Source organism: Pseudomonas berkeleyensis, from assembly GCF_014109765.1.
GTDB classification, from domain to species: domain Bacteria; phylum Pseudomonadota; class Gammaproteobacteria; order Pseudomonadales; family Pseudomonadaceae; genus Aquipseudomonas; species Aquipseudomonas berkeleyensis.
In genome coordinates, this window is the sequence record NZ_CP059139.1 from 1,104,843 (window position 1) to 1,129,145 (window position 24,303).

Annotated in this window: 20 protein-coding genes and 1 pseudogene; 16 read left to right on the forward strand and 5 right to left on the reverse strand. The window is 62.6% G+C overall.

The features are described from left to right. The 9 genes from murD (at position 1) to lpxC (ending at position 10,389) form a co-directional block, all read left to right on the forward strand. Positions 1-1,347, forward strand: coding sequence for a UDP-N-acetylmuramoyl-L-alanine--D-glutamate ligase (gene murD, locus HS968_RS05105; RefSeq protein ID WP_182370436.1), 1,347 nt, complete (start codon positions 1-3; stop codon positions 1,345-1,347). Beyond that, positions 1,347-2,564 carry a putative lipid II flippase FtsW gene (gene ftsW / locus HS968_RS05110; protein ID WP_182370437.1) on the forward strand — a complete coding sequence of 406 codons (1,218 nt, stop codon included), beginning with the start codon at positions 1,347-1,349 and terminating at the stop codon, positions 2,562-2,564. The genes murD and ftsW overlap by 1 nt, the downstream gene beginning before the upstream one ends. Beyond that, positions 2,554-3,624 (forward strand): undecaprenyldiphospho-muramoylpentapeptide beta-N-acetylglucosaminyltransferase, encoded by a 1,071-nt coding sequence (murG, locus tag HS968_RS05115; RefSeq protein ID WP_182370439.1) that lies wholly within the window; start codon positions 2,554-2,556, stop codon positions 3,622-3,624. The genes ftsW and murG overlap by 11 nt, the downstream gene beginning before the upstream one ends. Before the next feature lie 34 nt (positions 3,625-3,658). Further along, on the forward strand, positions 3,659-5,059 hold the full coding sequence (murC, locus tag HS968_RS05120; RefSeq protein ID WP_218886870.1) for a UDP-N-acetylmuramate--L-alanine ligase: 1,401 nt from the start codon (positions 3,659-3,661) through the stop codon (positions 5,057-5,059). Continuing rightward, positions 5,056-5,997, forward strand: a complete 942-nt coding sequence (locus HS968_RS05125) for a D-alanine--D-alanine ligase (RefSeq protein WP_182370441.1) — start codon at positions 5,056-5,058, stop codon at positions 5,995-5,997. Before murC ends, HS968_RS05125 begins: the two co-directional genes overlap by 4 nt. A 3-nt stretch (positions 5,998-6,000) precedes the next feature. Then, positions 6,001-6,867, forward strand: a complete 867-nt coding sequence (locus tag HS968_RS05130) for a cell division protein FtsQ/DivIB (RefSeq protein WP_106738929.1) — start codon at positions 6,001-6,003, stop codon at positions 6,865-6,867. Positions 6,868-6,882: 15 nt separating this feature from the next. Next, positions 6,883-8,130 (forward strand): cell division protein FtsA, encoded by a 1,248-nt coding sequence (gene ftsA / locus HS968_RS05135; protein WP_106738930.1) that lies wholly within the window; start codon positions 6,883-6,885, stop codon positions 8,128-8,130. A 42-nt stretch (positions 8,131-8,172) separates the two neighbouring features. Continuing rightward, a complete protein-coding gene (ftsZ, locus tag HS968_RS05140) occupies positions 8,173-9,366 on the forward strand; it encodes a cell division protein FtsZ (protein ID WP_106738931.1) in 1,194 nt (397 codons plus the stop codon). A gap of 111 nt (positions 9,367-9,477) precedes the next feature. After that, positions 9,478-10,389 (forward strand): UDP-3-O-acyl-N-acetylglucosamine deacetylase, encoded by a 912-nt coding sequence (lpxC, locus tag HS968_RS05145; RefSeq protein ID WP_179623945.1) that lies wholly within the window; start codon positions 9,478-9,480, stop codon positions 10,387-10,389. A 161-nt stretch (positions 10,390-10,550) separates the two neighbouring features. Here the strand turns inward: lpxC and HS968_RS05150 are convergent, their stop codons facing one another. Next, positions 10,551-11,006, reverse strand: coding sequence for a DciA family protein (locus HS968_RS05150; RefSeq protein WP_119694796.1), 456 nt, complete (start codon positions 11,004-11,006; stop codon positions 10,551-10,553). 79 nt (positions 11,007-11,085) lie between these two features. Between HS968_RS05150 and HS968_RS05155 the strand changes: the two genes are divergently transcribed. The 5 genes from HS968_RS05155 (at position 11,086) to HS968_RS05175 (ending at position 18,037) form a co-directional block, all read left to right on the forward strand. Further along, positions 11,086-12,006, forward strand: a complete 921-nt coding sequence (locus HS968_RS05155; RefSeq protein WP_119694795.1) for a M23 family metallopeptidase — start codon at positions 11,086-11,088, stop codon at positions 12,004-12,006. Between the two features lie 239 nt (positions 12,007-12,245). Continuing rightward, a complete protein-coding gene (gene secA / locus HS968_RS05160; RefSeq protein ID WP_182370443.1) occupies positions 12,246-14,981 on the forward strand; it encodes a preprotein translocase subunit SecA in 2,736 nt (911 codons plus the stop codon). Between the two features lie 145 nt (positions 14,982-15,126). Further along, positions 15,127-16,344, forward strand: a complete 1,218-nt coding sequence (gene argJ, locus HS968_RS05165) for a bifunctional glutamate N-acetyltransferase/amino-acid acetyltransferase ArgJ (protein ID WP_106738935.1) — start codon at positions 15,127-15,129, stop codon at positions 16,342-16,344. A 122-nt stretch (positions 16,345-16,466) separates the two neighbouring features. Beyond that, positions 16,467-17,099, forward strand: coding sequence for a glutathione S-transferase family protein (locus HS968_RS05170; RefSeq protein ID WP_182370444.1), 633 nt, complete (start codon positions 16,467-16,469; stop codon positions 17,097-17,099). Beyond that, the gene (locus HS968_RS05175; protein WP_119694792.1) at positions 17,096-18,037 is read left to right on the forward strand and encodes a Nudix family hydrolase; all 942 of its coding nucleotides are present in this window, start codon (positions 17,096-17,098) and stop codon (positions 18,035-18,037) included. Before HS968_RS05170 ends, HS968_RS05175 begins: the two co-directional genes overlap by 4 nt. A gap of 97 nt (positions 18,038-18,134) precedes the next feature. Here the strand turns inward: HS968_RS05175 and HS968_RS05180 are convergent, their stop codons facing one another. From HS968_RS05180 to HS968_RS05195, 4 genes and pseudogenes are all read right to left on the reverse strand, one after another. Beyond that, positions 18,135-18,710 carry a cob(I)yrinic acid a,c-diamide adenosyltransferase gene (locus tag HS968_RS05180; protein ID WP_119694791.1) on the reverse strand — a complete coding sequence of 192 codons (576 nt, stop codon included), beginning with the start codon at positions 18,708-18,710 and terminating at the stop codon, positions 18,135-18,137. A gap of 3 nt (positions 18,711-18,713) precedes the next feature. After that, a complete protein-coding gene (locus tag HS968_RS05185) occupies positions 18,714-20,735 on the reverse strand; it encodes a HAMP domain-containing sensor histidine kinase (RefSeq protein ID WP_182370445.1) in 2,022 nt (673 codons plus the stop codon). Between the two features lie 85 nt (positions 20,736-20,820). Next, positions 20,821-21,732, reverse strand: coding sequence for a putative 2-dehydropantoate 2-reductase (locus HS968_RS05190; protein ID WP_182370446.1), 912 nt, complete (start codon positions 21,730-21,732; stop codon positions 20,821-20,823). Then, positions 21,729-22,694 (reverse strand): annotated as a pseudogene (locus HS968_RS05195) (response regulator); the annotation flags it as partial. The gene HS968_RS05190 and the pseudogene HS968_RS05195, both read right to left, overlap by 4 nt. A 135-nt stretch (positions 22,695-22,829) precedes the next feature. On the opposite strand from HS968_RS05195, the gene HS968_RS05200 reads away from it, so the two are divergent. Then, entirely contained in the window at positions 22,830-23,309 is a 480-nt protein-coding gene (locus HS968_RS05200) for a YajQ family cyclic di-GMP-binding protein (protein ID WP_119694788.1), read from the forward strand. A 109-nt stretch (positions 23,310-23,418) separates the two neighbouring features. Further along, complete coding sequence (locus HS968_RS05205) at positions 23,419-24,249, forward strand: mechanosensitive ion channel family protein (protein WP_182370447.1); 831 nt, start codon at positions 23,419-23,421, stop codon at positions 24,247-24,249. Positions 24,250-24,303 lie beyond the last annotated feature (54 nt).

Here is a 24,303-nt window from a genome sequence, read left to right on the forward strand (position 1 = left end):
GTGTCGTTGATCGCTTCCGACCAATTCCGCATCGTTGTCGGCCTCGGCAAGAGCGGCATGTCCCTGGTGCGCTTCCTGGCGCGTCAGGGTGTGCGCTTTGCCGTGGCCGATACGCGCGCGAATCCGCCGGAGCTGGAAACGCTCAAGCGCGACTACCCTCAGGTGGAAGTGCGCTGCGGTGAGCTGGACGTGGACTTCCTTTGCCGCGCCTCGGAGCTGTACGTGAGTCCCGGTCTGGCCGTGGCCACGCCGGCGTTGGCGGAAGCGGCTGCGCGTGGGGTGAAGCTGTCTGGTGACATCGATCTGTTCGCTCGTCATGCCAAGGCACCAATCGTTGCCATCACCGGCTCCAACGCCAAGAGCACCGTGACCACGCTGGTCGGCGACATGGCGGCCGCGGCGGGCAAGCGTGTCGCGGTCGGCGGCAACCTGGGAATGCCGGCGCTCGACCTGCTCAGTGACGATATCGAGCTGTACGTGCTGGAGCTGTCCAGCTTCCAGCTGGAAACCACCGAGCAGTTGAACGCTGAAGTGGCCACCTGCCTGAACGTCAGCGAAGACCATATGGATCGCTACAGCGGCCTGCCGGCTTATCACCTGGCCAAGCACCGCATTTTCCGTGGCGCGCGTCAGGTGGTGGTAAACCGCGATGATGCGCTGTCGCGTCCGCTGATCGCTGACCAGGTTACTTGCTGGGAATTCGGCCTGGGCAAGCCGGACTTCAAGCGTTTCGGCCTGCTGGAAGAGCAGGGCGAGAAGTACCTGGCTTTCCGTTTCGAGGCGTTGCTGCCGACCGCCGAGCTGAAGATCCGTGGCGCGCACAATCAGTCCAATGCGCTGGCGGCGCTGGCGCTTGGCAATGCCGTAGGCCTGCCGATGGAGGCCATGCTGACCACCCTGCGCCAGTTCGCTGGTCTGCCGCACCGTTGCCAGTGGCTGCGTGAGCGCGGCGACGTGAGTTATTACGACGATTCCAAGGCCACCAACGTCGGTGCGGCGCTGGCGGCCATCGAAGGCCTGGGCGCCGATATCGCCGGCAAGCTGGTGCTGATCGCCGGTGGCGATGGCAAGGGCGCCGACTTCTCCGCGCTCAAGACCCCGGTCGCGCGTTTCTGCCGCGCTGTGGTGCTGCTGGGCCGCGATGCCGAGCGAATCGCCGAGGCGCTGGGCGATGCTGCGCCGCTGGTGCGGGTGAAAACCCTCGATGAGGCTGTGCAGCGTTGCAGTGAGCTGGCCGAAGCGGGCGATGCCGTGCTGCTGTCGCCGGCTTGCGCCAGTCTGGACATGTTCAAGAACTTCGAAGAGCGCGGGCGTCTGTTCGCCCAGGCTGTGGAGGGGCTGTCCTGATGCTGGCCTTCCTGCACATCCGCCCCTCGCCGCTGTTCGGTCGCGGCCTGGACGTCGACTTCCCGATGCTGGCCGGCTGCCTTGGACTGTTGGGGCTGGGCCTGGTGATGATCACTTCGGCTTCTTCGGAAGTGGCGGCGGCGCTGTCTGGCAATCCGCTGTACCACATGATTCGTCATCTGGTTTACCTGGTCATCGGCCTGGGGACTGCCGGCATCGTGTTGATGATTCCGATGAGTTTCTGGCAGCGCTACGGCTGGATGATGCTGCTGGCAGCCTTCGGTCTGTTGGTGCTGGTGTTGATTCCGGGTATTGGCCGCGAGGTCAACGGTGCACGGCGCTGGATCGGTTTTGGCGCCTTCAACGTGCAGCCTTCGGAAATCGCCAAAGTATTCGTGGTCGTCTACCTGGCCGGCTATCTGGTACGCCGCCAGGAAGAGGTGCGCGAAAGCTGGATGGGTTTCTTCAAGCCTTTCGTCGTGCTGCTGCCGATGGCTGGCCTGCTGCTGCTGGAGCCGGATTTCGGCGCCACCGTGGTGATGATGGGCTCGGCCATGGCCATGTTGTTTCTTGGCGGTGTCGGCATGCTGCGCTTCGGTCTGATGGTGGCACTGGCCGTCGGCGCCGTGTTCGTCCTGGTGCAGACTCAGGAATATCGCCTGCAGCGACTGATCACCTTCACCGACCCCTGGGCCGATCAATACGGTTCCGGTTACCAGTTGACCCAGGCGCTGATCGCCTTCGGTCGTGGCGAATGGTTCGGCGTCGGCCTGGGCAACAGCATCCAGAAGCAGTTCTACCTGCCGGAAGCGCATACCGACTTCGTCTTCTCGGTATTGGCCGAGGAGCTGGGTTTCGTCGGTGCAATGGCAACGCTGGCGCTGTTCGTCTTCGTCTGCGTACGTGGCCTGTACATCGGCCTATGGGCGGAGAAGGCCAAGCAGTTCTTCTCGGCCTACGTGGCCTATGGGCTGTCCTTCCTGTGGATCGGCCAGTTCCTGATCAATATCGGCGTGAATACCGGCCTGCTGCCGACCAAGGGGTTGACCCTGCCGTTCCTCAGTTATGGCGGCTCGTCGCTGGTGATCTGCTGCGTCAGCCTGGCGGTGCTGCTGCGCATCGAGTGGGAGCGGCGCAACGTGCTGGGCAACGAGGACGTGGAGTTCAGCGAAGCGGATTTCGCCGAGCCGGAGCAGGAGGTGGCCCATGCGCGGTAACGTCCTGATCATGGCCGGTGGCACAGGTGGCCACGTGTTCCCGGCGCTGGCTTGCGCACGTGAATTCCAGACTCGTGGCTATAGCGTGCATTGGCTGGGTACGCCGCGTGGCATCGAGAACGAGCTGGTGCCACAGGCGGGCTTGCCGCTGCACCTGATCAACGTCAGCGGCCTGCGTGGCAAGGGCAAGCTCTCCCTGCTCAAGGCGCCATTCCAGTTGCTGCGTTCGCTGCTGCAGGCTCGGCGCATCGTGCGCGAGTTGCAGCCAGTGTGCGTGCTCGGCATGGGCGGTTACGTCACCGGCCCTGGTGGGCTCGCTGCGCGCCTGGCAGGCGTGCCCCTGATCATTCATGAGCAGAACGCCGTCGCCGGTACCGCCAATCGCCTGTTGTCGCGTATCGCCAATCGTATCTGCGAGGCCTTCCCGAACACCTTCGCGGCGTCCGACAAGCGGCGCACCACCGGTAACCCCGTGCGTGAAGAGCTGTTCCTGGAAACGCCGCGTGAGCCGCTGGCCGGTCGCCAGCCGAAACTGCTGGTGCTGGGTGGCAGCCTGGGCGCCGAACCACTGAACAAGCTGCTGCCCGCCGCGTTGGAGAAACTGCCTGCCGAACTGCGTCCGCAGGTGTTCCATCAGGCGGGCAAGCAGCATGCCGAAATCACTGCGGAGCGTTATCGAGATGCCGCGGTCGAAGCCGAGGTCGCGCCTTTCATCAAGGACATGGCCCGCGCTTATGGCTGGGCCGACCTGGTGGTTTGCCGCGCCGGCGCACTGACCGTCAGCGAACTGGCCGCCGCGGGTCTGCCGTCGATGCTGGTGCCCTTGCCGCATGCCATCGACGATCACCAGAGCCGCAATGCCGAATACCTGGCGAAGGAGGGCGCTGCCGTTCTTCTTCCGCAACATGCCACTGACGCGGCCAAGCTTGCCGCGCAGCTCACCGAGGTTCTGATGCACCTGGAAAAACTCACCGCCATGGGCGCTACCGCGCGTCGTCTGGCCAAACCCGATGCTACCCGCACGGTCGTCGACATCTGCCAGGAGGTGGCTCGTGGCTAAATCTCCCGCCGCCGTCAAGGCTGAAGTCCGGCGCATGCGTCGTATCCGCCGTATCCACTTCGTCGGTATCGGTGGTGTCGGTATGTGCGGCATCGCCGAAGTGCTGCTCAACCTGGGTTACGAAGTCTCCGGTTCCGACCTCAAGGCGTCGGCCGTTACCGAGCGCCTGAAGACCTTCGGTGCACAGATCTTCATCGGCCATGCTGCGGAGAATGCCGAGCAGGCCGACGTGCTGGTGGTTTCCAGCGCCGTCAATACCAGCAACCCGGAAGTCGCTACCGCGCTGGAGCGTCGTATCCCGGTGGTGCCGCGTGCCGAAATGCTCGCCGAGCTGATGCGCTACCGCCACGGTATCGCGGTGGCCGGTACTCACGGCAAGACTACTACCACCAGCTTGCTGGCTTCGGTATTCGCCGCTGGCGGCCTGGATCCGACCTTCGTTATCGGTGGCCGTCTGAATGCAGCGGGTACCAATGCCCAGCTTGGTTCCAGCCGTTTCCTGATCGCCGAGGCGGACGAGAGCGACGCCAGCTTCCTGCATCTGCAACCGATGGTCTCGGTGGTCACCAATATCGATGCCGACCATATGAGCACCTATGGTGGCGACTTCAATGTACTGAAGAAGACCTTCATCGAATTCCTGCACAACCTGCCGTTCTACGGCTTGGCGGTGCTTTGCGTGGATGACCCGGTAGTGCGTGAGCTGCTGCCGCAGATCGGCCGCCCGACCGTCACCTACGGTTTCTCGGAAGATGCCGACGTGCGCGCCATCAATGTGCGTCAGGATGGCATGCGCACTTACTTCACCGTGCTGCGGCCGGACTGCGAGCCGCTCGACGTGTCGGTCAACATGCCCGGCAATCACAACGTGCTCAACGCGCTGGCGACCATCGCCATCGCCACTGACGAGGGCATCGACGACAGCGCTATCGTTGCCGGTTTGTCGGGCTTCCAGGGCGTCGGTCGGCGCTTCCAGGTCTATGGCGAGCTACCGGTCAACGGCGGCAGCGTGATGCTGGTGGACGACTACGGCCATCACCCGCGTGAAGTGGCTGCGGTGATCAAGGCCGTGCGCGGTGGCTGGCCCGAGCGGCGCCTGGTGATGGTTTACCAGCCGCACCGCTACAGCCGTACTCGCGACCTGTACGACGATTTCGTGCAGGTGCTGAGCGAAGCCAATGTGCTGCTGCTGGTCGAGGTCTACCCGGCAGGCGAAGAACCAATTCCTGGCGCCGACAGCCGGCAGATGTGCCACAGCATTCGTCAGCGCGGTCAGCTCGACCCGATTTACGTCGAGCGTGGCGCCGACCTGGCACCGCTGCTCAAGCCGCTGCTGCGTGCCGGTGACATCCTGCTGTGCCAGGGCGCTGGCGATATCGGCGCGGTAGCGCCGCAACTGATCAAGCACCCGCTGTTCGTGGGGGAGTCGAAATGAGTTTGCACAGTACCCTCGATCCCAAGGCTTTTGGCCGCGTCGCCGTGCTGTTTGGTGGCAAGAGCGCCGAGCGTGAGGTGTCGCTGAAATCCGGCAATGCCGTACTCAGCGCCCTGCAGGCGGGTGGTGTGGACGCCTTCGGCATCGACGTGGGCGATGATTTCCTGGCTCGCCTGAACCGCGAGAAGATCGACCGCGCCTTCATCGTGCTGCACGGCCGTGGTGGCGAGGACGGCTCCATGCAGGGGCTGCTCGAGTGCGCCGGCATCCCCTACACCGGCAGCGGCATCCTCGCCTCTGCGCTGGCCATGGACAAGCTGCGTACCAAGCAGGTCTGGCACAGCCTCGGCCTGCCGACCCCGCGTCATGCCGTGCTGACTTCGCAAGCCGATTGCGAGGCCGCTGCTGCCGAACTGGGCTTCCCGCTGATCGTCAAGCCGGCCCATGAAGGCTCCAGTATCGGTATGGCCAAGGTGGGCAGCGTCGAGGCGCTGATCGCTGCCTGGCAGGATGCTGCCCGCTACGATAGCCAGGTACTGGTCGAGCAGTGGATTGCCGGCCCCGAGTACACCATCGCCGTGTTGCGTGGCCAGGTGCTGCCACCGATTGGCCTGGGGACGCCGCATACCTTCTACGACTACGACGCCAAGTACCTGGCCGATGACACCCAGTACCGCATTCCCTGTGGCCTGTCTGCCGATAAGGAAGCCGAGCTCAAGGAACTGACCGCACGCGCCTGCGAGGCCGTGGGCACCCAGGGCTGGGCGCGTGCCGATGTGATGCAGGATGCCAGTGGCCAGTTCTGGCTGCTGGAAGTGAATACCGTACCGGGCATGACCGATCACAGCCTGGTGCCGATGGCCGCGCGTGCTGCCGGTCTGGATTTCCAGCAGTTGGTGCTGGCGATCCTGGCTGACAGCGTCGAGGCGAGGGGTTAAGCGATGAGCATCGCTCTGCGTCATCAGGACTCGCTGAGGGCTCCGCAACGCGGCAAGCCCGCGCCGCGTGGCGCCAGCCGTCTGGTGGCCAAGGAGCCGATGCGCCTGCGTTTGCCCAAGCCGGATTTTTCCTGGGTGGGCCGTTTGCTCTGGCCGTTGCTGCTGGTCGGTCTGGGTTTCGGCGCCTACGAGGGCGCCCAGCGTCTGCTGCCTTATGCCGACCGCCCGATTGCGCGTATCAGCGTGCAGGGCGACCTGGCTTATATCAGTCAGCAGGCGGTGCAGCGTCGGATCGCGCCATTCATCGAGGCGAGCTTCTTCAGTGTCGACCTGCGCGGCATGCGTGAAGAACTGGAGCGCATGCCCTGGATCGCCCATGCCGAGGTGCGCCGTGTATGGCCGGATCAGATCGACGTGCGTCTGGAAGAGCAATTGCCAATCGCCCGTTGGGGCGATGAGGCGCTGCTCAATAACCAGGGCCAGGCGTTCGCGCCGCAGGAGCTGGATAACTACCAGCATCTGCCGCAGCTGTCTGGCCCGAAGCGCGCGCAACCGAAGGTGATGCAGCAGTACCAGATGCTCAGCCAGTTGTTGCGCCCCATGGGTTTTACCGTGGTGGGACTGCAGTTGCGCGAGCGCGGTAGCTGGTTCCTCTCGGCGACCGAGAACGCCAGCGGCCAGCGCATCGACATCCTGCTGGGACGTGATCACGTGGTGGAAAAAATGCGTCGGTTCGCCGCCATTTACGAGCGGGAACTGAAAGAACAGAGCGCGAATATCGCGCGCATCGACCTGCGTTATGCCAACGGCCTGGCCGTGGCCTGGCGTGAGCCGGTGGAGCCGGCTGCGGCCGAGCAGAAAGTGAATTGAGGAGAGGCAGGACTAATGAGTAGCGCGCAGAGCGGCAAGATGATCGTTGGCCTGGACATCGGCACCTCCAAGGTGGTGGCGCTGGTGGGTGAGGTGACGGCCGACGGCCAGCTGGAAATCGTCGGCATCGGCACGCATCCGTCGCGCGGGCTGAAGAAGGGCGTGGTGGTCAATATCGAGTCCACCGTGGCCTCGATCCAGCGTGCGGTGGAGGAGGCTCAACTGATGGCCGGTTGCCGTATCCACTCGGCGTTCGTCGGTGTGGCCGGCAATCACATCCGTAGCCTGAACAGCCATGGCATCGTCGCCATCCGCGACCGCGAAGTCAGCCCGGCGGATATCGAACGTGTACTCGATGCCGCTCAGGCCGTTGCCATTCCGGCGGATCAGCGCGTGCTGCACACCCTGGCGCAGGATTATGTGATCGACAACCAGGAAGGCGTGCGCGAGCCACTGGGTATGTCCGGTGTGCGTCTGGAGGCCAAGGTGCATGTGGTCACCTGCGCCGTGAATGCCTCGCAGAATATCGAGAAGTGCGTGCGTCGCTGCGGTCTGGAAGTCGACGACATCATCCTCGAGCAGCTCGCATCGGCCTATTCGGTACTGACCGAAGACGAGAAGGAGCTGGGCGTGTGTCTGGTGGACATCGGCGGTGGCACCACCGATATCGCCATCTTCACCGAAGGTGCGATCCGTCATACCGCGGTGATTCCGATCGCTGGCGATCAGGTCACCAACGACATCGCCATGGCGCTGCGCACGCCGACCCAGTACGCCGAGGAAATCAAGATCCGTTACGCCTGTGCCCTGGCCAAGCTGGCCGGTGCCGGCGAAACCATCAAGGTACCGAGCGTCGGTGATCGTCCGCCGCGTGACCTGTCGCGCCAGTCGCTGGCCGAGGTGGTCGAGCCGCGTTACGACGAACTGTTCACCCTGATCCAGGCCGAGCTGCGTCGTAGTGGCTACGAGGATCTGATTCCCGCCGGCATCGTCATGACTGGCGGCACGGCGAAGATGGAAGGGGCGGTCGAACTGGCTGAGGAAATCTTCCACATGCCCGTACGACTTGGCGTGCCGCACAGCGTCAAGGGCATGGCCGATGTGGTGCGCAACCCGATTTATTCCACCGGTGTGGGGCTGCTCCTGTACGGACTGCAGAAGCAGAACGACGGCATCTCCATTTCGGTGGGCAGTCCTTATCAGGACGAAACCAAGACCCCGGTACTCGAGCGCATCAAGCGCTGGGTGCAAGGTAATTTCTAAATTTGCAGTAGGCGTTACAACTAGAAAGGAAGGAGAGGGATCATGTTCGAACTAGTAGACAACATTCCACAAAGTGCGGTGATCAAGGTCATCGGTGTCGGTGGTGGCGGCGGTAACGCGGTCAATCACATGGCGGTCAGCAACATCGAGGGCGTCGAGTTCATCTGCGCCAACACCGATGCGCAGGCGCTGAAGAACATCGGTGCGCGCACCGTGCTGCAGCTCGGCCCAGGCGTGACCAAGGGCCTGGGTGCTGGCGCCAATCCGGAAGTCGGTCGTCAGGCCGCGCTGGAAGACCGCGAGCGCATTGCTGAAGTGCTGCAGGGCACCGACATGGTGTTCATCACCACCGGCATGGGTGGTGGTACCGGTACCGGCGCTGCCCCGGTGATCGCCGAGGTGGCCAAGGAAATGGGCATCCTCACCGTTGCGGTGGTGACTCGTCCGTTCCCGTTCGAGGGCAAGAAGCGCATGGTCATCGCCGATGAAGGCATCCGCGCGCTGGCCGAGAGCGTCGACTCGCTGATCACCATCCCGAACGAAAAACTGCTGACCATTCTCGGTAAGGACGCCAGCCTGCTGTCGGCTTTTGCCAAGGCAGATGACGTGCTGGCCGGTGCCGTACGCGGTATCTCCGACATCATCAAGCGTCCGGGCATGATCAACGTCGACTTCGCAGACGTGAAGACCGTGATGAGCGAGATGGGCATGGCGATGATGGGCACCGGCTGCGCCAGCGGTCCGAACCGTGCTCGTGAAGCCACCGAGGCCGCTATCCGCAACCCGCTGCTGGAAGACGTCAACCTGCAGGGCGCGCGTGGCATCCTGGTCAACATCACTGCCGGTCCGGATCTGTCCCTGGGTGAATACTCCGACGTGGGTAACATCATCGAACAATTCGCTTCCGAGCAAGCCACCGTCAAGGTCGGCACCGTGATCGACGCCGACATGCGCGACGAACTGCACGTTACCGTGGTCGCCACTGGCCTCGGCGCGCGCATGGAGAAGCCGGTCAAGGTGATCGACAACACCGTGCAGGTCGCTGTCAGCCAGCCGGTTGCCCAGCAGCCCGCCGCGCCTGCGCGCAGCGAGCAGTCGGTCAACTACAAGGACTACGAGCGTCCGACCGTACAGCGTCAGAGCCACGGTGGCGCGGCGACTGCAGCCAAGCTCAATACCCAGGATGATCTCGATTACCTGGATATTCCGGCTTTCCTGCGTCGTCAGGCTGATTGATGGAATGTATCAGGAGTATAAAGGTGATTGGTGTTCAGCAAAGGTCGGTTCTGCTATCATTCCCGACCATTGTTGAAAACAGTTCGCAACTAGCGATATAGCGGCCAAGCCATGATCAGACAACGCACCCTGAAGAACATCATCCGTGCCACCGGCGTTGGCCTGCATTCGGGGGAGAAGGTTTACCTGACCCTGAAGCCGGCACCGGTGGATACCGGTATCGTGTTCCGTCGCACTGACCTCGACCCCGTGGTGGAAATCCGCGCGCTGGCCGGGAATGTCGGTGAAACCACCATGTCGACCACGTTGATCAATGGTGACGTCAAGGTGGATACGGTAGAGCATCTGCTTTCGGCCATGGCAGGCCTGGGCATCGATAACGCCTACGTCGAGCTCTCCGCGTCCGAAGTGCCGATCATGGATGGCAGCGCCGGTCCCTTTGTATTCCTGATTCAATCCGCTGGCCTGCAGGAGCAGGAAGCGCCGAAGAAGTTCATCCGCATCCTGCGCGAAGTGACGGTGGTGGAGGGCGACAAGCGCGCCACCTTCGTACCTTTCGACGGGTTCAAGGTGAGCTTCGAGATCGACTTCGATCACCCCGTGTTCCGCAATCGTACGCAGAGCGCCAGTGTGGATTTCTCCAGCACGTCTTTCGTCAAGGAAGTCAGCCGAGCCCGCACTTTCGGTTTCATGCGTGACATCGAGTTCCTGCGTTCACAGAACCTGGCACTCGGCGGTAGCGTGGAGAACGCCATCGTGGTCGACGAGCATCGCGTGCTCAACGAAGACGGCCTGCGTTACGAGGACGAGTTCGTCAAACACAAGATTCTCGATGCCATCGGCGACCTGTACCTGTTGGGTAACAGCCTGATTGGCGAGTTCAAGGGCTTCAAGTCCGGTCACGCACTGAACAACCGTTTGCTGCGTACCCTGATCGAACAGACCGACGCCTGGGAAATGGTGACCTTCGAGGACGCCAAACTCGCACCGATCTCTTACATGCGCCCAGTAGCGGCCGTGTAAACCAACTCTCTTTCCAGCTTCAATTTGAGGCCACCTTCGGGTGGCCTCTTTTTTTTGTAGGGTGTCGCGGGGCCGGCCAGGCCGTGCGCACCGATCCCCCATAGCAATTGGTGCGCGCCACCTGGTCTGCTACGGATTTACCGACGAACGGAAAAAGGGCGTTATTGGTCTTTCTGCGTGTGGCTGGCCAGCCGCTCGAGCGCGGCGCGCAGCCTGGGATCGCGGATGCCTTCAGCACCTGCCTGGATACTTTGGGCAGCGCTATTGGACAGGTGCAGGGTGCGACCGGTTCCACGATTCGGTCCGACTTGAGGTTGCACCTTGAACAGGATTTTCGTTAAGGTCGCGAATTCTTCGAGTGTCTGTAGTTGTCGTTGCAGTCTTCTTTGCTGATAACGCAGGCGTGTTGCCCAGTGGCCATCGGTCACTATCAATAGCAAACAGCCGTTGTTCCAGGACGCTACATGACAGTGTTCCCGGGCGGCAGGTTGTAGCTGGCTTTCGACAAGACGCTGCAGGTTGGTCAGGCGTTGCGCCTGACCGAACAGCGCTTTCAGGGGCTTGGCTTCGCGTAACAGCGCAGCGGGTGCCTGGGCCGGCAAGGGACGGAACGACATGGCAGGAGGCCTTAGATTGCAGAACCATCATGGTAGCAGAGCCTGCTGCCGGTCTGTGTTCTGCCAGTAAGGGGAAGCCATGCAAATCATTCTTTTAAATAGTCGACACGGCTGCGCACGAACGATCAATCTCGATCTGCGCTGGTTGTTGTTGGTTGCGTTTCTTCTCTTGATCTCGAGCTTGGGCGCAGGTGCGGCCGTGGGTGCCAAGTGGCTGACGGCCGAGCCAGTGGTCGACAACCGCCTGGCAGAAGCGCTCGATCAGCAGCGTGAGCAAGTCGGTGTGGTGCGACAGGATGCCCAGCGCCAACTGGATGCCTTCGCCGTCCATGTCGCCGAATTGCAGGCGCGGCTGACCCGTCTCGATGCCCTCGGTGAACGGCTCACCGAACTGGCGGAGCTGGATGCGGGCGAGTTCGATTTCTCCCTCAGTGTCGGTCAGGGCGGTGCGGAAGATGCGCTCGGCGCCTCCGCCTATGCGCCCCCGCCATTCATGAATGCTCTGGACGATCTGGCGCTGCGCGTCGAGAGTCGCGAGCATCAGCTGGAAGTGCTGGAGCAGTTGCTCGGCGAGCGCCGCCTGAACGAAGCGGAAACGCTCTCGGGACGTCCGGTTTTGCAAGGCTATGTATCCTCGCCGTTCGGTCGTCGCGTACACCCGCTCACCGGTCGTGCCAGCGTGCACAAGGGCATCGACTTCGCTGCCAAGCCAGGTAGCGACGTGGTGTCGGTCGCCGCCGGTGTGGTGACTTTCTCCGGCAAGAAAAGCGGCTATGGCAATACGGTGGAAATCAGCCATGCCGATGGCTATGTCACCCTCTACGCGCACAACCAGAGCAACACGGTGCAGATCGGTGATCTGGTGCAGCGCGGTCAGACCATCGCCAAGGTCGGCCGTAGTGGTCGCTCCACCGGTTATCACGTGCATTTCGAAGTCAGCAAGGGTGGCCGTCAGGTCAATCCGGCGCTGTATATCGCACGCAGCAATGGGGCTGAATGAGGGGCGCGCGTAGCGACCCTTGAATTCCATTCAATCGTCCCCATCTATTTCGGCATGCCGCGTCTCGGTTTCCCCCGAGGCTGGTGCGGTGTGCGCCATCATGCGGTAGCAATGGGCTGACAACGTCACTTTCATCCCCGGCGTTTCCGGGTAGAATGCCCCCTTCGCCTGCAGCCATGCTGGCTGCCTGGTCGCGGTTTGCGCCGACCTCCATCCATTCGCCGGAAGATCCTGTCGATATGTTTGCGCCTCTGTTGAAAAAACTTTTCGGAAGCAAGAATGAGCGTGAAGTCAAACGCATGCTCAAGGCGGTGCAGTCCGTCAACGTCCTCGAAGAACAGATGATCGCCCTCTCGGACGAGCAGCTGCGTGGCAAGACCGAAGAGTTCAAGGCCCGTCTGGCCAAGGGCGAAACCCTCGACCAGTTGCTTCCCGAAGCCTTTGCCGTGGCCCGTGAAGCCGGCAAGCGCGTGATGGGCATGCGTCACTTCGACGTGCAGTTGATCGGTGGTATGACCCTGCACGAAGGCAAGATCGCCGAGATGCGTACCGGTGAGGGTAAAACCCTGGTGGGTACCCTGGCCGTTTACCTCAACGCACTGTCCGGCAAGGGCGTGCACGTGGTGACCGTCAACGAATACCTAGCACGTCGCGATGCCAACTGGATGCGCCCGCTGTATGAATTCCTCGGCCTGACGGTGGGCATCGTCACCCCGTTCCAGCCGCCGGAAGAAAAGCGCGCCGCCTATGCTGCCGATATCACCTACGGCACCAACAACGAATTCGGTTTCGATTACCTGCGCGACAACATGGCTTTCAGCATGGAAGACAAGTTCCAGCGTGAGCTGAATTTCGCCGTGATCGACGAAGTCGACTCGATCCTGATCGACGAAGCCCGTACCCCGCTGATCATTTCCGGTCAGGCTGAAGACAGCTCCAAGCTGTACATCGAGATCAACAAGCTGATCCCTCGCCTCAAGCAGCATATCGAGGAGGAGGAAGGCGTCGTCACCCAGGAAGGTCATTACAAGGTCGACGAGAAGACCCGCCAGGTCGAACTCAACGAAGCCGGCCACCAGTACGTCGAAGAGATGCTCACCGCGGCCGGTATGCTGGCCGAAGGCGAGAGCCTCTATTCCGCGCACAACCTGGGCCTGCTGACCCACGTCTATGCGGGCCTGCGCGCCCACACCCTGTTCCATCGCAACGTCGAGTACATCGTGCAGAGCGGCCAGGTCATCCTGATCGATGAGCACACCGGCCGTACCATGCAGGGCCGTCGTCTGTCCGAAGGCCTGCACCAGGCGATCGAGGCCAAGGAAGGGGTGAACATCCAGGCCGAAAGCCAGACCCTGGCTTCGACCACCTTCCAGAACTATTTCCGCCTCTACAACAAGCTCTCGGGCATGACCGGCACCGCCGATACCGAGGCCTTCGAGTTCCGCCAGATCTACGGTCTGGACGTGATGGTGATTCCGACCAACAAACCAATCGCGCGTAAGGACTTCAACGACCTGGTCTATCTGACCCAGGAAGAGAAGTACCAGGCGATCATCGCCGACATCAAGGAATGCCAGGCCCAGGGCCGGCCAATCCTGGTCGGCACAGCGACCATCGAGACCTCCGAGTACGTATCGAGGCTGCTTGAGAAGGAAGGCATCGAGCACAAGGTGCTCAACGCCAAGTTCCACGACAAGGAAGCCGAGATCATCGCGCAGGCCGGTCGTCCGGGCGCGCTGACCATTGCCACCAACATGGCCGGTCGTGGTACCGACATCCTGCTGGGCGGCAACTGGGAAGTGGAAGTCGCGGCCCTGGAAAACCCTACCGACGAGCAGGTCGCGCAGATCAAGGCCGAGTGGCAGAAGCGTCACCAGCAGGTGATCGAGGCCGGCGGCCTGCATGTGATCGCCTCCGAGCGTCACGAGTCGCGTCGTATCGACAACCAGTTGCGCGGTCGTGCCGGTCGTCAGGGTGACCCGGGTTCCAGCCGTTTCTACCTGTCGCTGGAAGATAACCTGATGCGTATCTTCGCCTCGGATCGGGTGAAGAACTTCATGAAGGCCCTGGGCATGCAGTCCGGCGAGGCCATCGAGCATCGCATGGTCACCAACGCCATCGAGAAGGCCCAGCGCAAGGTCGAGGGTCGTAACTTCGACATGCGTAAGCAACTGCTCGAATTCGACGACGTGGCCAACGAGCAGCGCAAGGTTATCTACCACATGCGCAACAGCCTGCTGGCTGCCGAGAGCGTTGGCGATACCATTGCCGAGTTCCGCGAAGAAGTGCTGACCGCTGCGATCAACAGCCACATTCCTCCGCAGTCGATGGCCGAGCAGTGGGACGTCGCTGGTCTGGAGTCCGTGCTGTACAGCGACTTCGCCCTCAAGCTGCCGATTCAGCAGTGGCTGGACGAAGACGACAAGCTCTACGAAGAGACTCTGCGCGAGCGCATCCTCGCCGAGCTGCTGGCTGCCTACAACGAGAAGGAAGCCCAGGCCAGCGCCGAGGCACTGCGTACCTTCGAGAAGCAGATCCTGCTGCGTGTGCTGGATGACCTGTGGAAGGATCACCTGTCGACCATGGATCACCTGCGTCACGGTATTCACCTGCGTGGTTACGCACAGAAGAACCCCAAGCAGGAATACAAGCGCGAGTCCTTCGCTCTGTTCCAGGAGTTGCTGGAGTCGATCAAGCGCGACGCCATCCGTGTGCTGAGCCATGTTCAGGTACGCCGCGAAGATCCGGCCGAAGAAGAAGCCCGCCTGCGTCGCGAAGCCGAGGCCATGGCCGAGCGCATGCAGTTCCAGCATGCCGATGCTTCGGCACTGGCGGCTGAGCAGAACGATGGCGAGGAAGGTGACGTGGCCGTTGCCAGTGCGCCAGTGCGTGCCGAGCAGAAGGTCGGCCGCAATGAGCCGTGCCCCTGTGGTTCTGGCAAGAAGTACAAGCACTGCCACGGCCAGATCGGCTGATCGCAGACACCTGCTTGCAGTAGAGGGCGCTTCGGCTATGCTGTCGCCGCCCTGACAACGCCGCGAACGGCTCAGCCGCTCGCGGCGTTTTACCATCTCATTCGGTCGCTGAGGCGGCCACCGCACACTTGAAGGAGCGCACCTCATGGCTGTTGGTCTTGGCCCGCTGTCTACCCTGCACCCTGTTCCTGGTTTCGAACTGGGCATCGCTTCGGCCGGCATCAAGCGCCCCGGGCGCAAGGATGTGGTGGTGATGCGCTGCGCCGAGGGCTCGCGTATCGCCGGGGTGACCACGACCAATGCCTTCTGCGCCGCGCCGGTACTGATTACCCGTGAGCGCCTCGGTGGCGAAGTGCGTTATCTGCTGACCAATACCGGCAATGCCAACGCCGGCACCGGTGCTGATGGCCTGGCACGCGCCCGTCGTTCCTGCGCGCGTCTGGCGGAACTGACTGGGGTGGCGGAGAGCGCCGTACTGCCGTTTTCCACCGGTGTGATCGGCGAGCCGTTGCCAGTAGAGAAAATCGAATCTGCCCTGCAGGCCGCGCTGGATGACCTCAAGGCTGACAATTGGGAAGCCGCTGCCACTGGCATCATGACCACCGATACCCTGCCCAAGGGTGCCAGTCGTCAGTTCCAGCACGATGGCGTTACCGTTACCGTCACCGGTATCAGCAAGGGCGCCGGGATGATCCGTCCGAACATGGCTACCATGCTCGGCTACATCGCCACCGACGCCAAGGTCGCCAAGGGCGTGTTGCAGGATCTGGTGCGCGATGCGGCGAACAAGTCCTTCAACCGCATCACCATCGACGGTGATACGTCCACCAACGACTGCTGCATGCTGATCGCCACCGGCCAGGCGGCCCTGCCGGAAATCACCGAGGCCGCTGGCGAGTTGTTCGCCAAGCTCAAGCAGGCGGTTTTCGAGGTGTTCATGGAGGTGGCGCAGGCCATCGTCCGTGATGGCGAAGGTGCGACCAAGTTCGTCACCGTGCAGGTCAACGGTGGTGGTACCCATCAGGAATGCCTCGACGTGGCATACGCCGTGGCCCATTCGCCGCTGATCAAGACCGCGCTGTTCGCCTCCGATCCGAACTGGGGCCGTATCCTCGCTGCCGTTGGTTATGCCGGCGTGCCGCAGTTGGACGTGAGCAAGATCGACGTATTCCTCGGTGAAGTCTGTATTGCCAGCAAGGGTTGCCGTGCGACCACCTACACCGAAGAGCAGGGCGCTGCAGTCATGGCGCGCGAAGAAATCACCATCCGTATCGAGTTGGGCCGCGGCACCTGCAGCGAAACCATCTGGACGACCGACCTGTCTCACGAATACGTGAAGATCAACGCCGAATACCGCACCTGATCCAAGCTGTTCAGAAGCTCATTCCCGCTGCTCATGCCCCTATGACCAGCGGGAATTTGCGTTTTTGGGGTTGGGCTTTTAACGTCCCTGACAATTGAATGGTCGATGAAAGGAACGCTCAGATGGCTCTGCAACTGGTGGTAGGTAACAAGAATTATTCGTCGTGGTCGCTGCGTGCGGCATTGGCGGTCGACCTGAGCGGCGCTGCCTGTGATGAGGTGCTGGTACGTCTCTTTCAGCCTGATAGTCGCGCCCGCCTGTTACGTTATTCGCCGACTGGCAAGGTGCCGGTGCTGGTCACCGAGCAGGGGCCGATCTGGGATTCGCTGGCCATTGTCGAATACCTGGCTGAAACCTATCCAGACGCGCAACTGTGGCCACGCGACGGCTATGCCCGCGCTGTGGCGCGCAGTGTCTGCGCCGAGATGCACAGCGGCTTCATCGCTCTGCGCAGCCATCTGCCGATGGATCTGGCACGCGACCAGGCGCTGGCCGAGATCCCCGCTGATGCGGCTGCGGACATCGCTCGTATCTGCGCGCTATGGAGCGATTGCCGTGGCCGTTTTGGCAGCGGTGGTGAGTTCCTGTTCGGCCAGTTGAGCATCGCCGATGCCTTCTATGCTCCGGTGGCGGCGCGCCTGCGCAGTTATCGAGTGGAGCTGCCGGAGGTGGCGGCTGCCTACGTCGAAAGTCTCTATCGTTGGCCGGCCTTTGAGCGCTGGTATCAGGCTGCTCTGCAGGAGAATCGTGGATGAAACGTGTTCATGTGGCCGCGGCGGTCATCCTGGCTGAGGACGGCCGCATCCTCATTGCCAAACGTCCGGACGACAAGCACCAGGGCGGCCTCTGGGAGTTTCCGGGGGGCAAGGTGGAAGAGGGCGAGGATGTGCGCGTCGCCCTCGCACGTGAGCTGGAAGAAGAGTTGGGTATCCAGCCCACGGCGGCGCGGCCGCTGATCCAGGTGCGCCATGACTATCCGGACAAGCAGGTACTGTTGGATGTCTGGGAGGTGTCGGCTTTCTCCGGTGAGCCGCATGGTGCGGAGGGCCAGCCGCTGGCGTGGGTGACCCAGCGGGAACTGCTCGACTATGAATTCCCTGCGGCCAATAGGCCTATTGTCGCCGCCGCAAGGCTGCCCACTGAGTATCTGATTACCCCGGAGGGGCTGGAGCCTGCTGAGTTGATGGCTGGCGTGCGTGCGGCATTGGCGCAGGGTGCTCGTTTGATCCAGCTGCGGGCGCCGAAGATGTTCGACCCGCAGTACCGCGATCTGGCCGTGGACATACAGGGCCTGTGCGCCGGCAAGGCGCAACTGATGCTCAAGGGGCCGCTGGAGTGGTTGGGCGATTTCCCGGCCGCTGGTTGGCACCTGACCGCCGAGCAACTGCGCAAGTACGTCAGCAGTGGTCGTCCGTTCCCTGAGCACCGCTGGTTGGCGGCGTCCTGCCACAGTGCCGAAGAACTGGCCCTGGCTGCGCAGATGGGCGTGGACTTCGTCACGCTGTCGCCAGTGCAGGCGACGGCGACTCATCCCGAGGCGCAGCCGCTGGGCTGGGACGTTGCCCGCGAATTGCTGGTCGGCTGCAACATCCCGGCTTATCTGCTCGGTGGTGTCGGGCCGGGTGATGCCGAGCGTGCCTGGCAGGCAGGGGCGCAAGGTGTCGCCGGTATCCGCGCGTTCTGGCCGGTGTAGGGTGCGCCGTGCGCACCAAGCAAGCACCGCGGTATTCCCGGTGTGCACGGCGCACCCTACCCAACTGCTGATATGTGGACAGCGGCCCCGCGACTCCCTACGGCTTGTCCGCTGCCTTCCACAGCACTTCGGCGATGCCCTGGCGTTTGGCGATCAGGCGGGCGGCGACGAACAGCAGGTCTGACAGGCGGTTGACGTAGGCCAGGCCTTCGGCGCGTAGCGGTTCTACGGCGTTGAGGTGCTGGCAATGGCGTTCAGCATTGCGGGCGAAGCTGCGGCAGACATGGGCTTGTGCGATCAGGCGCGAGCCACCGGGCAGGATGAAGTTCTGCAGCGGGCCGACCTCGTCGTTCCAGAGATCGATGGCTGCTTCCAGGCGTTCGATTTCGCCGCTCTGCAACGCCTGGTAATCGGGCATGGCCAGCTCGCCACCGAGGTCGAACAGGCGGTGCTGACAAGGGGCCAACACCTCGACGATCTCAGCGAGCCCCGGCCATTGGCCCAGTGCTTCCTGCAGGTCGGCCAGGAGCAGGCCCAGCTGGCTGTTCAGCGTATCGACCTCGCCGATGGCCTCGATGCGCGGATGATCCTTGCCTACCCGGCGGCCATCGGCCAGGCCGGTCTCGCCTCTGTCGCCGGTACGCGTATAGATCTTGGAAAGACGGTAACCCATGGTTCAGTGCCCTGTACTGGTGTCGAAAGTGGCGTTCATCGGCAATCGCAGAGTAAAGCAGGTGCCCTGGCCGGCGGTGGATTGCACTTCCATCTGTCCCTTGTGGTTGTTGGTGACGATGAAATAGGAAACGGCCAGGCCTAGGCCGGTGCCCTGGCCTACTTCCTTGGTGGTGAAGAACGGCTCGAAGATGCGTTTGCGGACGGCTTCGCTCATGCCGGTGCCATTGTCCTCCACCTGAATCTCCGCCCAGTTGCCCGCCAGGCGCGTGCGCAGGGTGATGCGTCCAGGCTCCTGGTCATCGTCGCGTTGGTGAATGGCCTGCGCGGCATTTTTCAGCAGGTTGAGCAGCACCTGTTCGAGCTCGTTGGCGGTCGCGGCCACAGGCCCGAGATTGGGGTCGAAGTCTCGGACTATCTGCAAGGCCTTGAAATCGAAGCTGTCGGCCAGGTCGAAGTCGTTGCCGGCGATTTCCAGCGCCTGATCGATCAACGCCGGCAGGTCGCAGGGCGCCAGTTGACGGTCGCTGCGGCGGCTGAAACTGAGCATGTGGGTGACGATCTTGGCGGCGCGCTGACCGGCCTGTTGGATACCATCGAGCAGACGCGGTATCTCGCGCCCTTCCATGTACTGTTCGATGGCCTGCAGGCTCACGCCAGCCTGCTCGGCCTGTTCCAGGTTCTTCTCCAGCTCGGGGGAGAGGCGTCGGCGAATGTTCTGCACGTTATGCAGGATGGCGCCGAGCGGGTTGTTGATCTCGTGAGCCATGCCGGCCGCGAGACCGCCGACGGAAAGCATCTTCTCCGATTGCACCATCATTTCCTCCAGCGAGAGGCGCTGGGTGATGTCGTCGATACGGATCACCACACCGCGCCCGGTGCCGCCCATCAGTGGGTAGAACGTCAGGGCGTAGTGCCGTGGTTCTTCGTTCTTGTGCCAGGTAACGCGCTCGATCTTCTCTACCCGATGCTGCTCGGCCGTGCGCTTGAGCTTGGCGAGAAAGGGTTTGAGTGGCGGGAAGGCGAGGAACACCGGCTGGTTCAGCGCTTCATCCAGGCGCGTGCCGGAGAGGACGCTGGCCTCCTGGTTCCACTGGGTGACGTAGAGCTGTTCATCGAGGGCGATCAGCGCCGAGGGCATGGAGTCGATGATGCTGTTGAGGTAGTTTTGGAAGCCGGTGAGCTTCTTCTCGATCTTGCTGCGAACCTGCACCTCCAGTTCCAGTTTGCGGTTGGAGTGACGGGTTTCCTCGGCCAGGTTCTGCGCCTGGTCGAAGGCTTGCTGGGCATCGTCGCGAGCGCGTTTGAGCTGCTGTTCACGGGCCTCCATGCGCATCAGCATGGTGTTGAAGGCATCGGCCAGGCCGCCGATCTCGTCGCGGTTGCCACGGGCGGCGCGCAGGGCGTAGTTCTCCTCACGCGTGACCTGGCGCGAGAGCTCCTCCAGGCGGCGGATCGGGCGTGTCACCAGGCGTTTGATCTGCCGGGCGACCAGCAGCCAGAGCAGTACGCTCAAGGCCAGGATCACCAGGCTGGCAGTCAGGGTGCCGGTATAGAACGCGCCCGGCAGCTCGCTGGAGGCGACCAGCAGCAGTGACCCGGAGCGCCCGCTGGGGTGGGGCAACTCCACCAACAGATTGGTACGGAAGGCCGTTTCCCGCCAGCTATCCAATTCGCTCAGCTGCTGAGGCAGGCGCAGTTTTTCACCGCGTTGCAGCTGCGCCAGGCTGACGCCGTTGCTGTCGTAGATCACCGCTGCGCGCAGTGGCGCGTAATCATCCAGGCGCTTGAGCAGGGCTTCGGCCGAGGCGGGCGAGTATAAGGCTTCCTTGCTCAGCGCCGGGCTGGCGATCAGGCGGCCAAGCGTATGCAGGGCCTGGGGCGCCATACTCTGCTGGGTGATCCAGTAGGCCGCGCTGATAAAGGTCAGGTTGGCGATCAGCAGCACGGCGGCGACCAGCACCAGCAGGGCCGCGAGCAACTTGCGGCCGACGGGAAGATTTTCGAGGTGCTGGCGCAGTTTCATCGGGCTGTCGTGACGATGGGTGGAAGCGGCAGGTTAGCGCGGCTGTCTGGTCATTGCCACGTCAATGCGGCACCTGCCCATCTACTCAATTCAGAGGCAGGCCGCGCTCGCGCAGGTGATCCAGTAGTCGCTGTTGCAGATGATGCAGATGCGGCAGGTGCAGGTCGTGACGCTGGGCGGCGGCACAGGCATAGCCGAGCAGGTAGGTGATTTCGGTGCGTCGGCCCTGGGCGACGTCCTGATGCATCGAGGAGTAGTTGGCCGCTGTCGCGACGATCACGCGTAGCACCTCGTCGTGTAGGTTGTCAGCCGCGGCAGGTTGGCCACAGCGTTGCAACAGCTCGCTGAGTTCGGCGCAGAGTGTGGCGACCTCGGCCGGGTGCTCGCGCAAGTCACCATTACGGCAGCCGTAGAGCACGGTCAGCGGATTGATCGCACAGTTCAGCGCCAGCTTGCGCCAGAGCCGCATAAGAATGTCCGGGCTCCATTGGTGAGCGATACCGGCATGTTGCAGTTCTTCCAGCCAGAGGGGGGCTTGCGGATTCTCGGGGTCGCCCAGCCAGGTATGACCGTTGCCGGCGAACACCACCTGGAAGTCAGCCTGGCGAAACGCACCTTCCGTGCTGGAGGCGAACAGGCAGCGTCGCCCGGGCAGGCGTTGGGCGACGGCCTGCTGGCTGCCCAGGCCGTTCTGCAGCAGCAGCAGTTCGGCGCCTTCGGCCAGGCGTGGCGCCAGCTCGGCCACGGCGTTTTCGGCGTCATAGGCCTTGCAGGCCAGCAGCAGGCGCTGGATGGGCGCCTTAGTCTGCGGTAATTCGGCGGGGATGGCGTATTGGCTGGCTTGGTCGCCTTCGATCAAGGTCAGGCCACCAGCGGCCTGATAGGCAGCCAGGCGCTCATGGTTGCGCAGGATCAATCTTACCGGTACGCCTGCGCGGGCCAGACGGGCAGCCCAGAGCGTGCCCAGGCTGCCGGCACCGAGAATGTGCCAGGTCATGGTAGCGGCAGGCGCATGGCGGCTACGCGGCCGCTGGCGTAGGACTCTGCCAGCAGGTTTTCCGCGTGCTGGATCAGTTGCTCGGGGGTGGCCGGCAGCGCCTTGGCGTCCAGCCCGACCAGGCTGATGCCGGCCTTGAGCGTGATGAAGCCTTCGCTGGTCTTGAACGCCTTGAGATTGAGGCCCTCGTGCAGGCGCTTGAAGCTGCTCGGCGAGCACTCGTGAAGGTCTTCGAGCAGGGTGATCAGGCCGAAGTGGTCATCATCCAGGCGGGTCAGCACGTCCAGGGGACGCACCAGTTGCTGCAGCCTGCGCGCGGCGCTGTGCAGCAGCTCATTGTAGAAACGATCACCGTACTGATTGCGCAACTGGCCAGCGTCCTGCAAACCGATCAGCAGGTAGCACACGGCACCGCCGCGTGACTCGATCTGGCGCAGGCTGTCGGTCAGCTTCTGCCGCAGGTAGCGCGGGTTGCCCAGGCCGGTGAGCGGGTCGACCAGGTTGCGTCGCTCCAGGCTGGCGATGTTCTGCGTGAGCATGCGATTTTCGTGGAGCAGGCGCTGCAGGGTGTTGCACAGGCGGTCGGCGGCGAACACACGCGGCACCAGTTGCTCGTTCATCGCCGCTTTGCTGATGAAGTCGTCGACGCCACGGTCGAAGGCCTCGCTCAGCACGTTCTCGCCCTCCTTGCCGGTCAGCAGGATGACGTAGGTGTAGTGGTCGGCGGTTTCGTCCAGCTGGCGTACGCGCGTAGTCAGCTCCAGGCCATCCATCTCGGGCATCAGCCAGTCGGCCAGAAGCACGCTGGCGGGGCGTTGTTCGAGCAACTGCAGCGCTTCGGCCGCGCTGCTGGCGAAGCGTACGTCCTGATAGCCGGCCTGACTCAGAGCGCGACCGATCATGGCGCTGGAGAACTTGGCATCGTCCACCACCAGGATGCTGAGATGGGGGTTGGGCATGGGGCGGGCTCGCAGGCAGATAGGAAGGACGCCAAACGGCGTGTATGAGACTGGTTATAATGGGCTCGCCATAGTTATCGTCAAGTCAGGCGCGCTCACTCCGTGAAGAGTATCGCGCCGTCCATCAGGAGCAAGCTCATGCCTTCGTTCGACGTGGTGTCGGAACTGGACAAACACGAACTGACCAATGCGGTCGACAACGCCATCAAGGAACTGGATCGCCGTTTCGATCTGCGCGGCAAGTGCAGCATCGAGAGCAAGGACAAGGCGCTGACCTTGACCGCGGAAGCCGAGTTCATGCTCGAGCAGATGCTCGATATCGTGCGCAGCAGCCTGATCAAACGCAAGATCGACTGCCAGTGCATGGAAACCAAGGAGCCCTATGCCTCGGGCAAGGTGATGAAGCAGGAAGTCACTTTCCGCGAAGGCATCGACAAGGAGCTGGCGAAGAAGATCGTCGCGCACATCAAGGAGGCCAAACTCAAGGTTCAGGCCGCCATTCAGGGCGAGCAGGTACGGGTTACTGGCAAGAAGCGTGATGACCTGCAAGAGGCCATCGCGGCGCTGCGCAGCCACGAGTTCGGCATGCCGCTGCAGTACAACAACTTCCGCGACTGATTCACGCCCTGAGGGAACCTAGACCCCCTCGCTCGCGTCGACTCTTCTGTTGCCCTGACCGCCATGGCTTGCCGTGGCGGTTCTGTTTCGTGCGCAGAAGGAGTGTCCTATGGATATGAATGTCGATGAACTGGTCAGGCTGTCCGAGGCCTGGCTGCCAGTGGTGTTGCAATATAGCGGCAAGCTGATGCTGGCCTTGGTCACGCTGGTTATCGGCTGGTGGCTGATTGGCCGACTGACCGCAAGTGTCGGGCGCTTGCTCGAAGGGCGTCGAGTCGATCGCGCCCTGAGCAGCTTCATCGACAGCCTGATCGGCATCGTGCTGAAGATCCTGCTGGTGATCAGCGTGGCGTCGATGATCGGTGTGGAAACCACTTCCTTCATCGCCATGATCGGTGCCGCCGGGTTGGCCATCGGCCTGGCCTTGCAGGGCAGCCTGGCGAATTTCGCCGGCGGCGTGCTGATCATGCTGTTTCGCCCATTCAAGGCGGGCGACTTCATCGAGGCCCAGGGGATTTCCGGCTCGGTCGATTACATCCAGATCTTCCACACGGTCTTGCGCACGGGCGACAACAAGACGGTGATCGTGCCCAACGGGACGTTGTCCAACGGCATCATCACCAACCACTCGCGCCAGGCGACGCGGCAGATTCTCTACGACGTGAAGCTCGACTACGACGCCGATCTGGCCAAGGCGCGCCAGGTTCTGCTGGAGCTGTCCAAGGATTCGCGCGTGCAACAGCAGCCGGCGCCCGTGGTGGTGGTGGCCAGTCTGACCGAGAGTTCGATCAACCTGTCGCTACGCATGTGGACGGCCGCCAGTGATTATTGGAGCGTGATCTTCATGCTCAACGAGAACGTGCGTGATCGTCTGCGTGCCGAAGGCGTAGAGCTGGCGCAGCCGCCGCGTATGGTTCAGGTGGTGCAACAGGGGCGTTAGCAGGCTGCGCTCTGGTTGTAATCGACAAGGTCGCGCTTTCGAAGAGAAAGTGCG

Excerpts from the sequence above, each read along its gene's own strand:
- HS968_RS05130 (WP_106738929.1), top strand. The coding sequence starts at position 6,001 with ATGAGCATCGCTCTGCGTCATCAGGACTCGCTGAGGGCTCCGCAACGC.
- HS968_RS05125 (WP_182370441.1), top strand. The coding sequence starts at position 5,056 with ATGAGTTTGCACAGTACCCTCGATCCCAAGGCTTTTGGCCGCGTCGCC.
- ftsA (WP_106738930.1), top strand. The coding sequence starts at position 6,883 with ATGAGTAGCGCGCAGAGCGGCAAGATGATCGTTGGCCTGGACATCGGC.
- HS968_RS05205 (WP_182370447.1), top strand. The coding sequence starts at position 23,419 with ATGGATATGAATGTCGATGAACTGGTCAGGCTGTCCGAGGCCTGGCTG.
- murG (WP_182370439.1), top strand. The coding sequence starts at position 2,554 with ATGCGCGGTAACGTCCTGATCATGGCCGGTGGCACAGGTGGCCACGTG.
- HS968_RS05175 (WP_119694792.1), top strand. The coding sequence starts at position 17,096 with ATGAAACGTGTTCATGTGGCCGCGGCGGTCATCCTGGCTGAGGACGGC.
- HS968_RS05200 (WP_119694788.1), top strand. The coding sequence starts at position 22,830 with ATGCCTTCGTTCGACGTGGTGTCGGAACTGGACAAACACGAACTGACC.
- HS968_RS05150 (WP_119694796.1), bottom strand. The coding sequence starts at position 11,006 with ATGTCGTTCCGTCCCTTGCCGGCCCAGGCACCCGCTGCGCTGTTACGC.
- ftsW (WP_182370437.1), top strand. The coding sequence starts at position 1,347 with ATGCTGGCCTTCCTGCACATCCGCCCCTCGCCGCTGTTCGGTCGCGGC.
- HS968_RS05170 (WP_182370444.1), top strand. The coding sequence starts at position 16,467 with ATGGCTCTGCAACTGGTGGTAGGTAACAAGAATTATTCGTCGTGGTCG.
- murC (WP_218886870.1), top strand. The coding sequence starts at position 3,659 with ATGCGTCGTATCCGCCGTATCCACTTCGTCGGTATCGGTGGTGTCGGT.
- HS968_RS05155 (WP_119694795.1), top strand. The coding sequence starts at position 11,086 with ATGCAAATCATTCTTTTAAATAGTCGACACGGCTGCGCACGAACGATC.
- secA (WP_182370443.1), top strand. The coding sequence starts at position 12,246 with ATGTTTGCGCCTCTGTTGAAAAAACTTTTCGGAAGCAAGAATGAGCGT.
- HS968_RS05190 (WP_182370446.1), bottom strand. The coding sequence starts at position 21,732 with ATGACCTGGCACATTCTCGGTGCCGGCAGCCTGGGCACGCTCTGGGCT.
- HS968_RS05185 (WP_182370445.1), bottom strand. The coding sequence starts at position 20,735 with ATGAAACTGCGCCAGCACCTCGAAAATCTTCCCGTCGGCCGCAAGTTG.
- HS968_RS05180 (WP_119694791.1), bottom strand. The coding sequence starts at position 18,710 with ATGGGTTACCGTCTTTCCAAGATCTATACGCGTACCGGCGACAGAGGC.
- ftsZ (WP_106738931.1), top strand. The coding sequence starts at position 8,173 with ATGTTCGAACTAGTAGACAACATTCCACAAAGTGCGGTGATCAAGGTC.
- argJ (WP_106738935.1), top strand. The coding sequence starts at position 15,127 with ATGGCTGTTGGTCTTGGCCCGCTGTCTACCCTGCACCCTGTTCCTGGT.
- lpxC (WP_179623945.1), top strand. The coding sequence starts at position 9,478 with ATGATCAGACAACGCACCCTGAAGAACATCATCCGTGCCACCGGCGTT.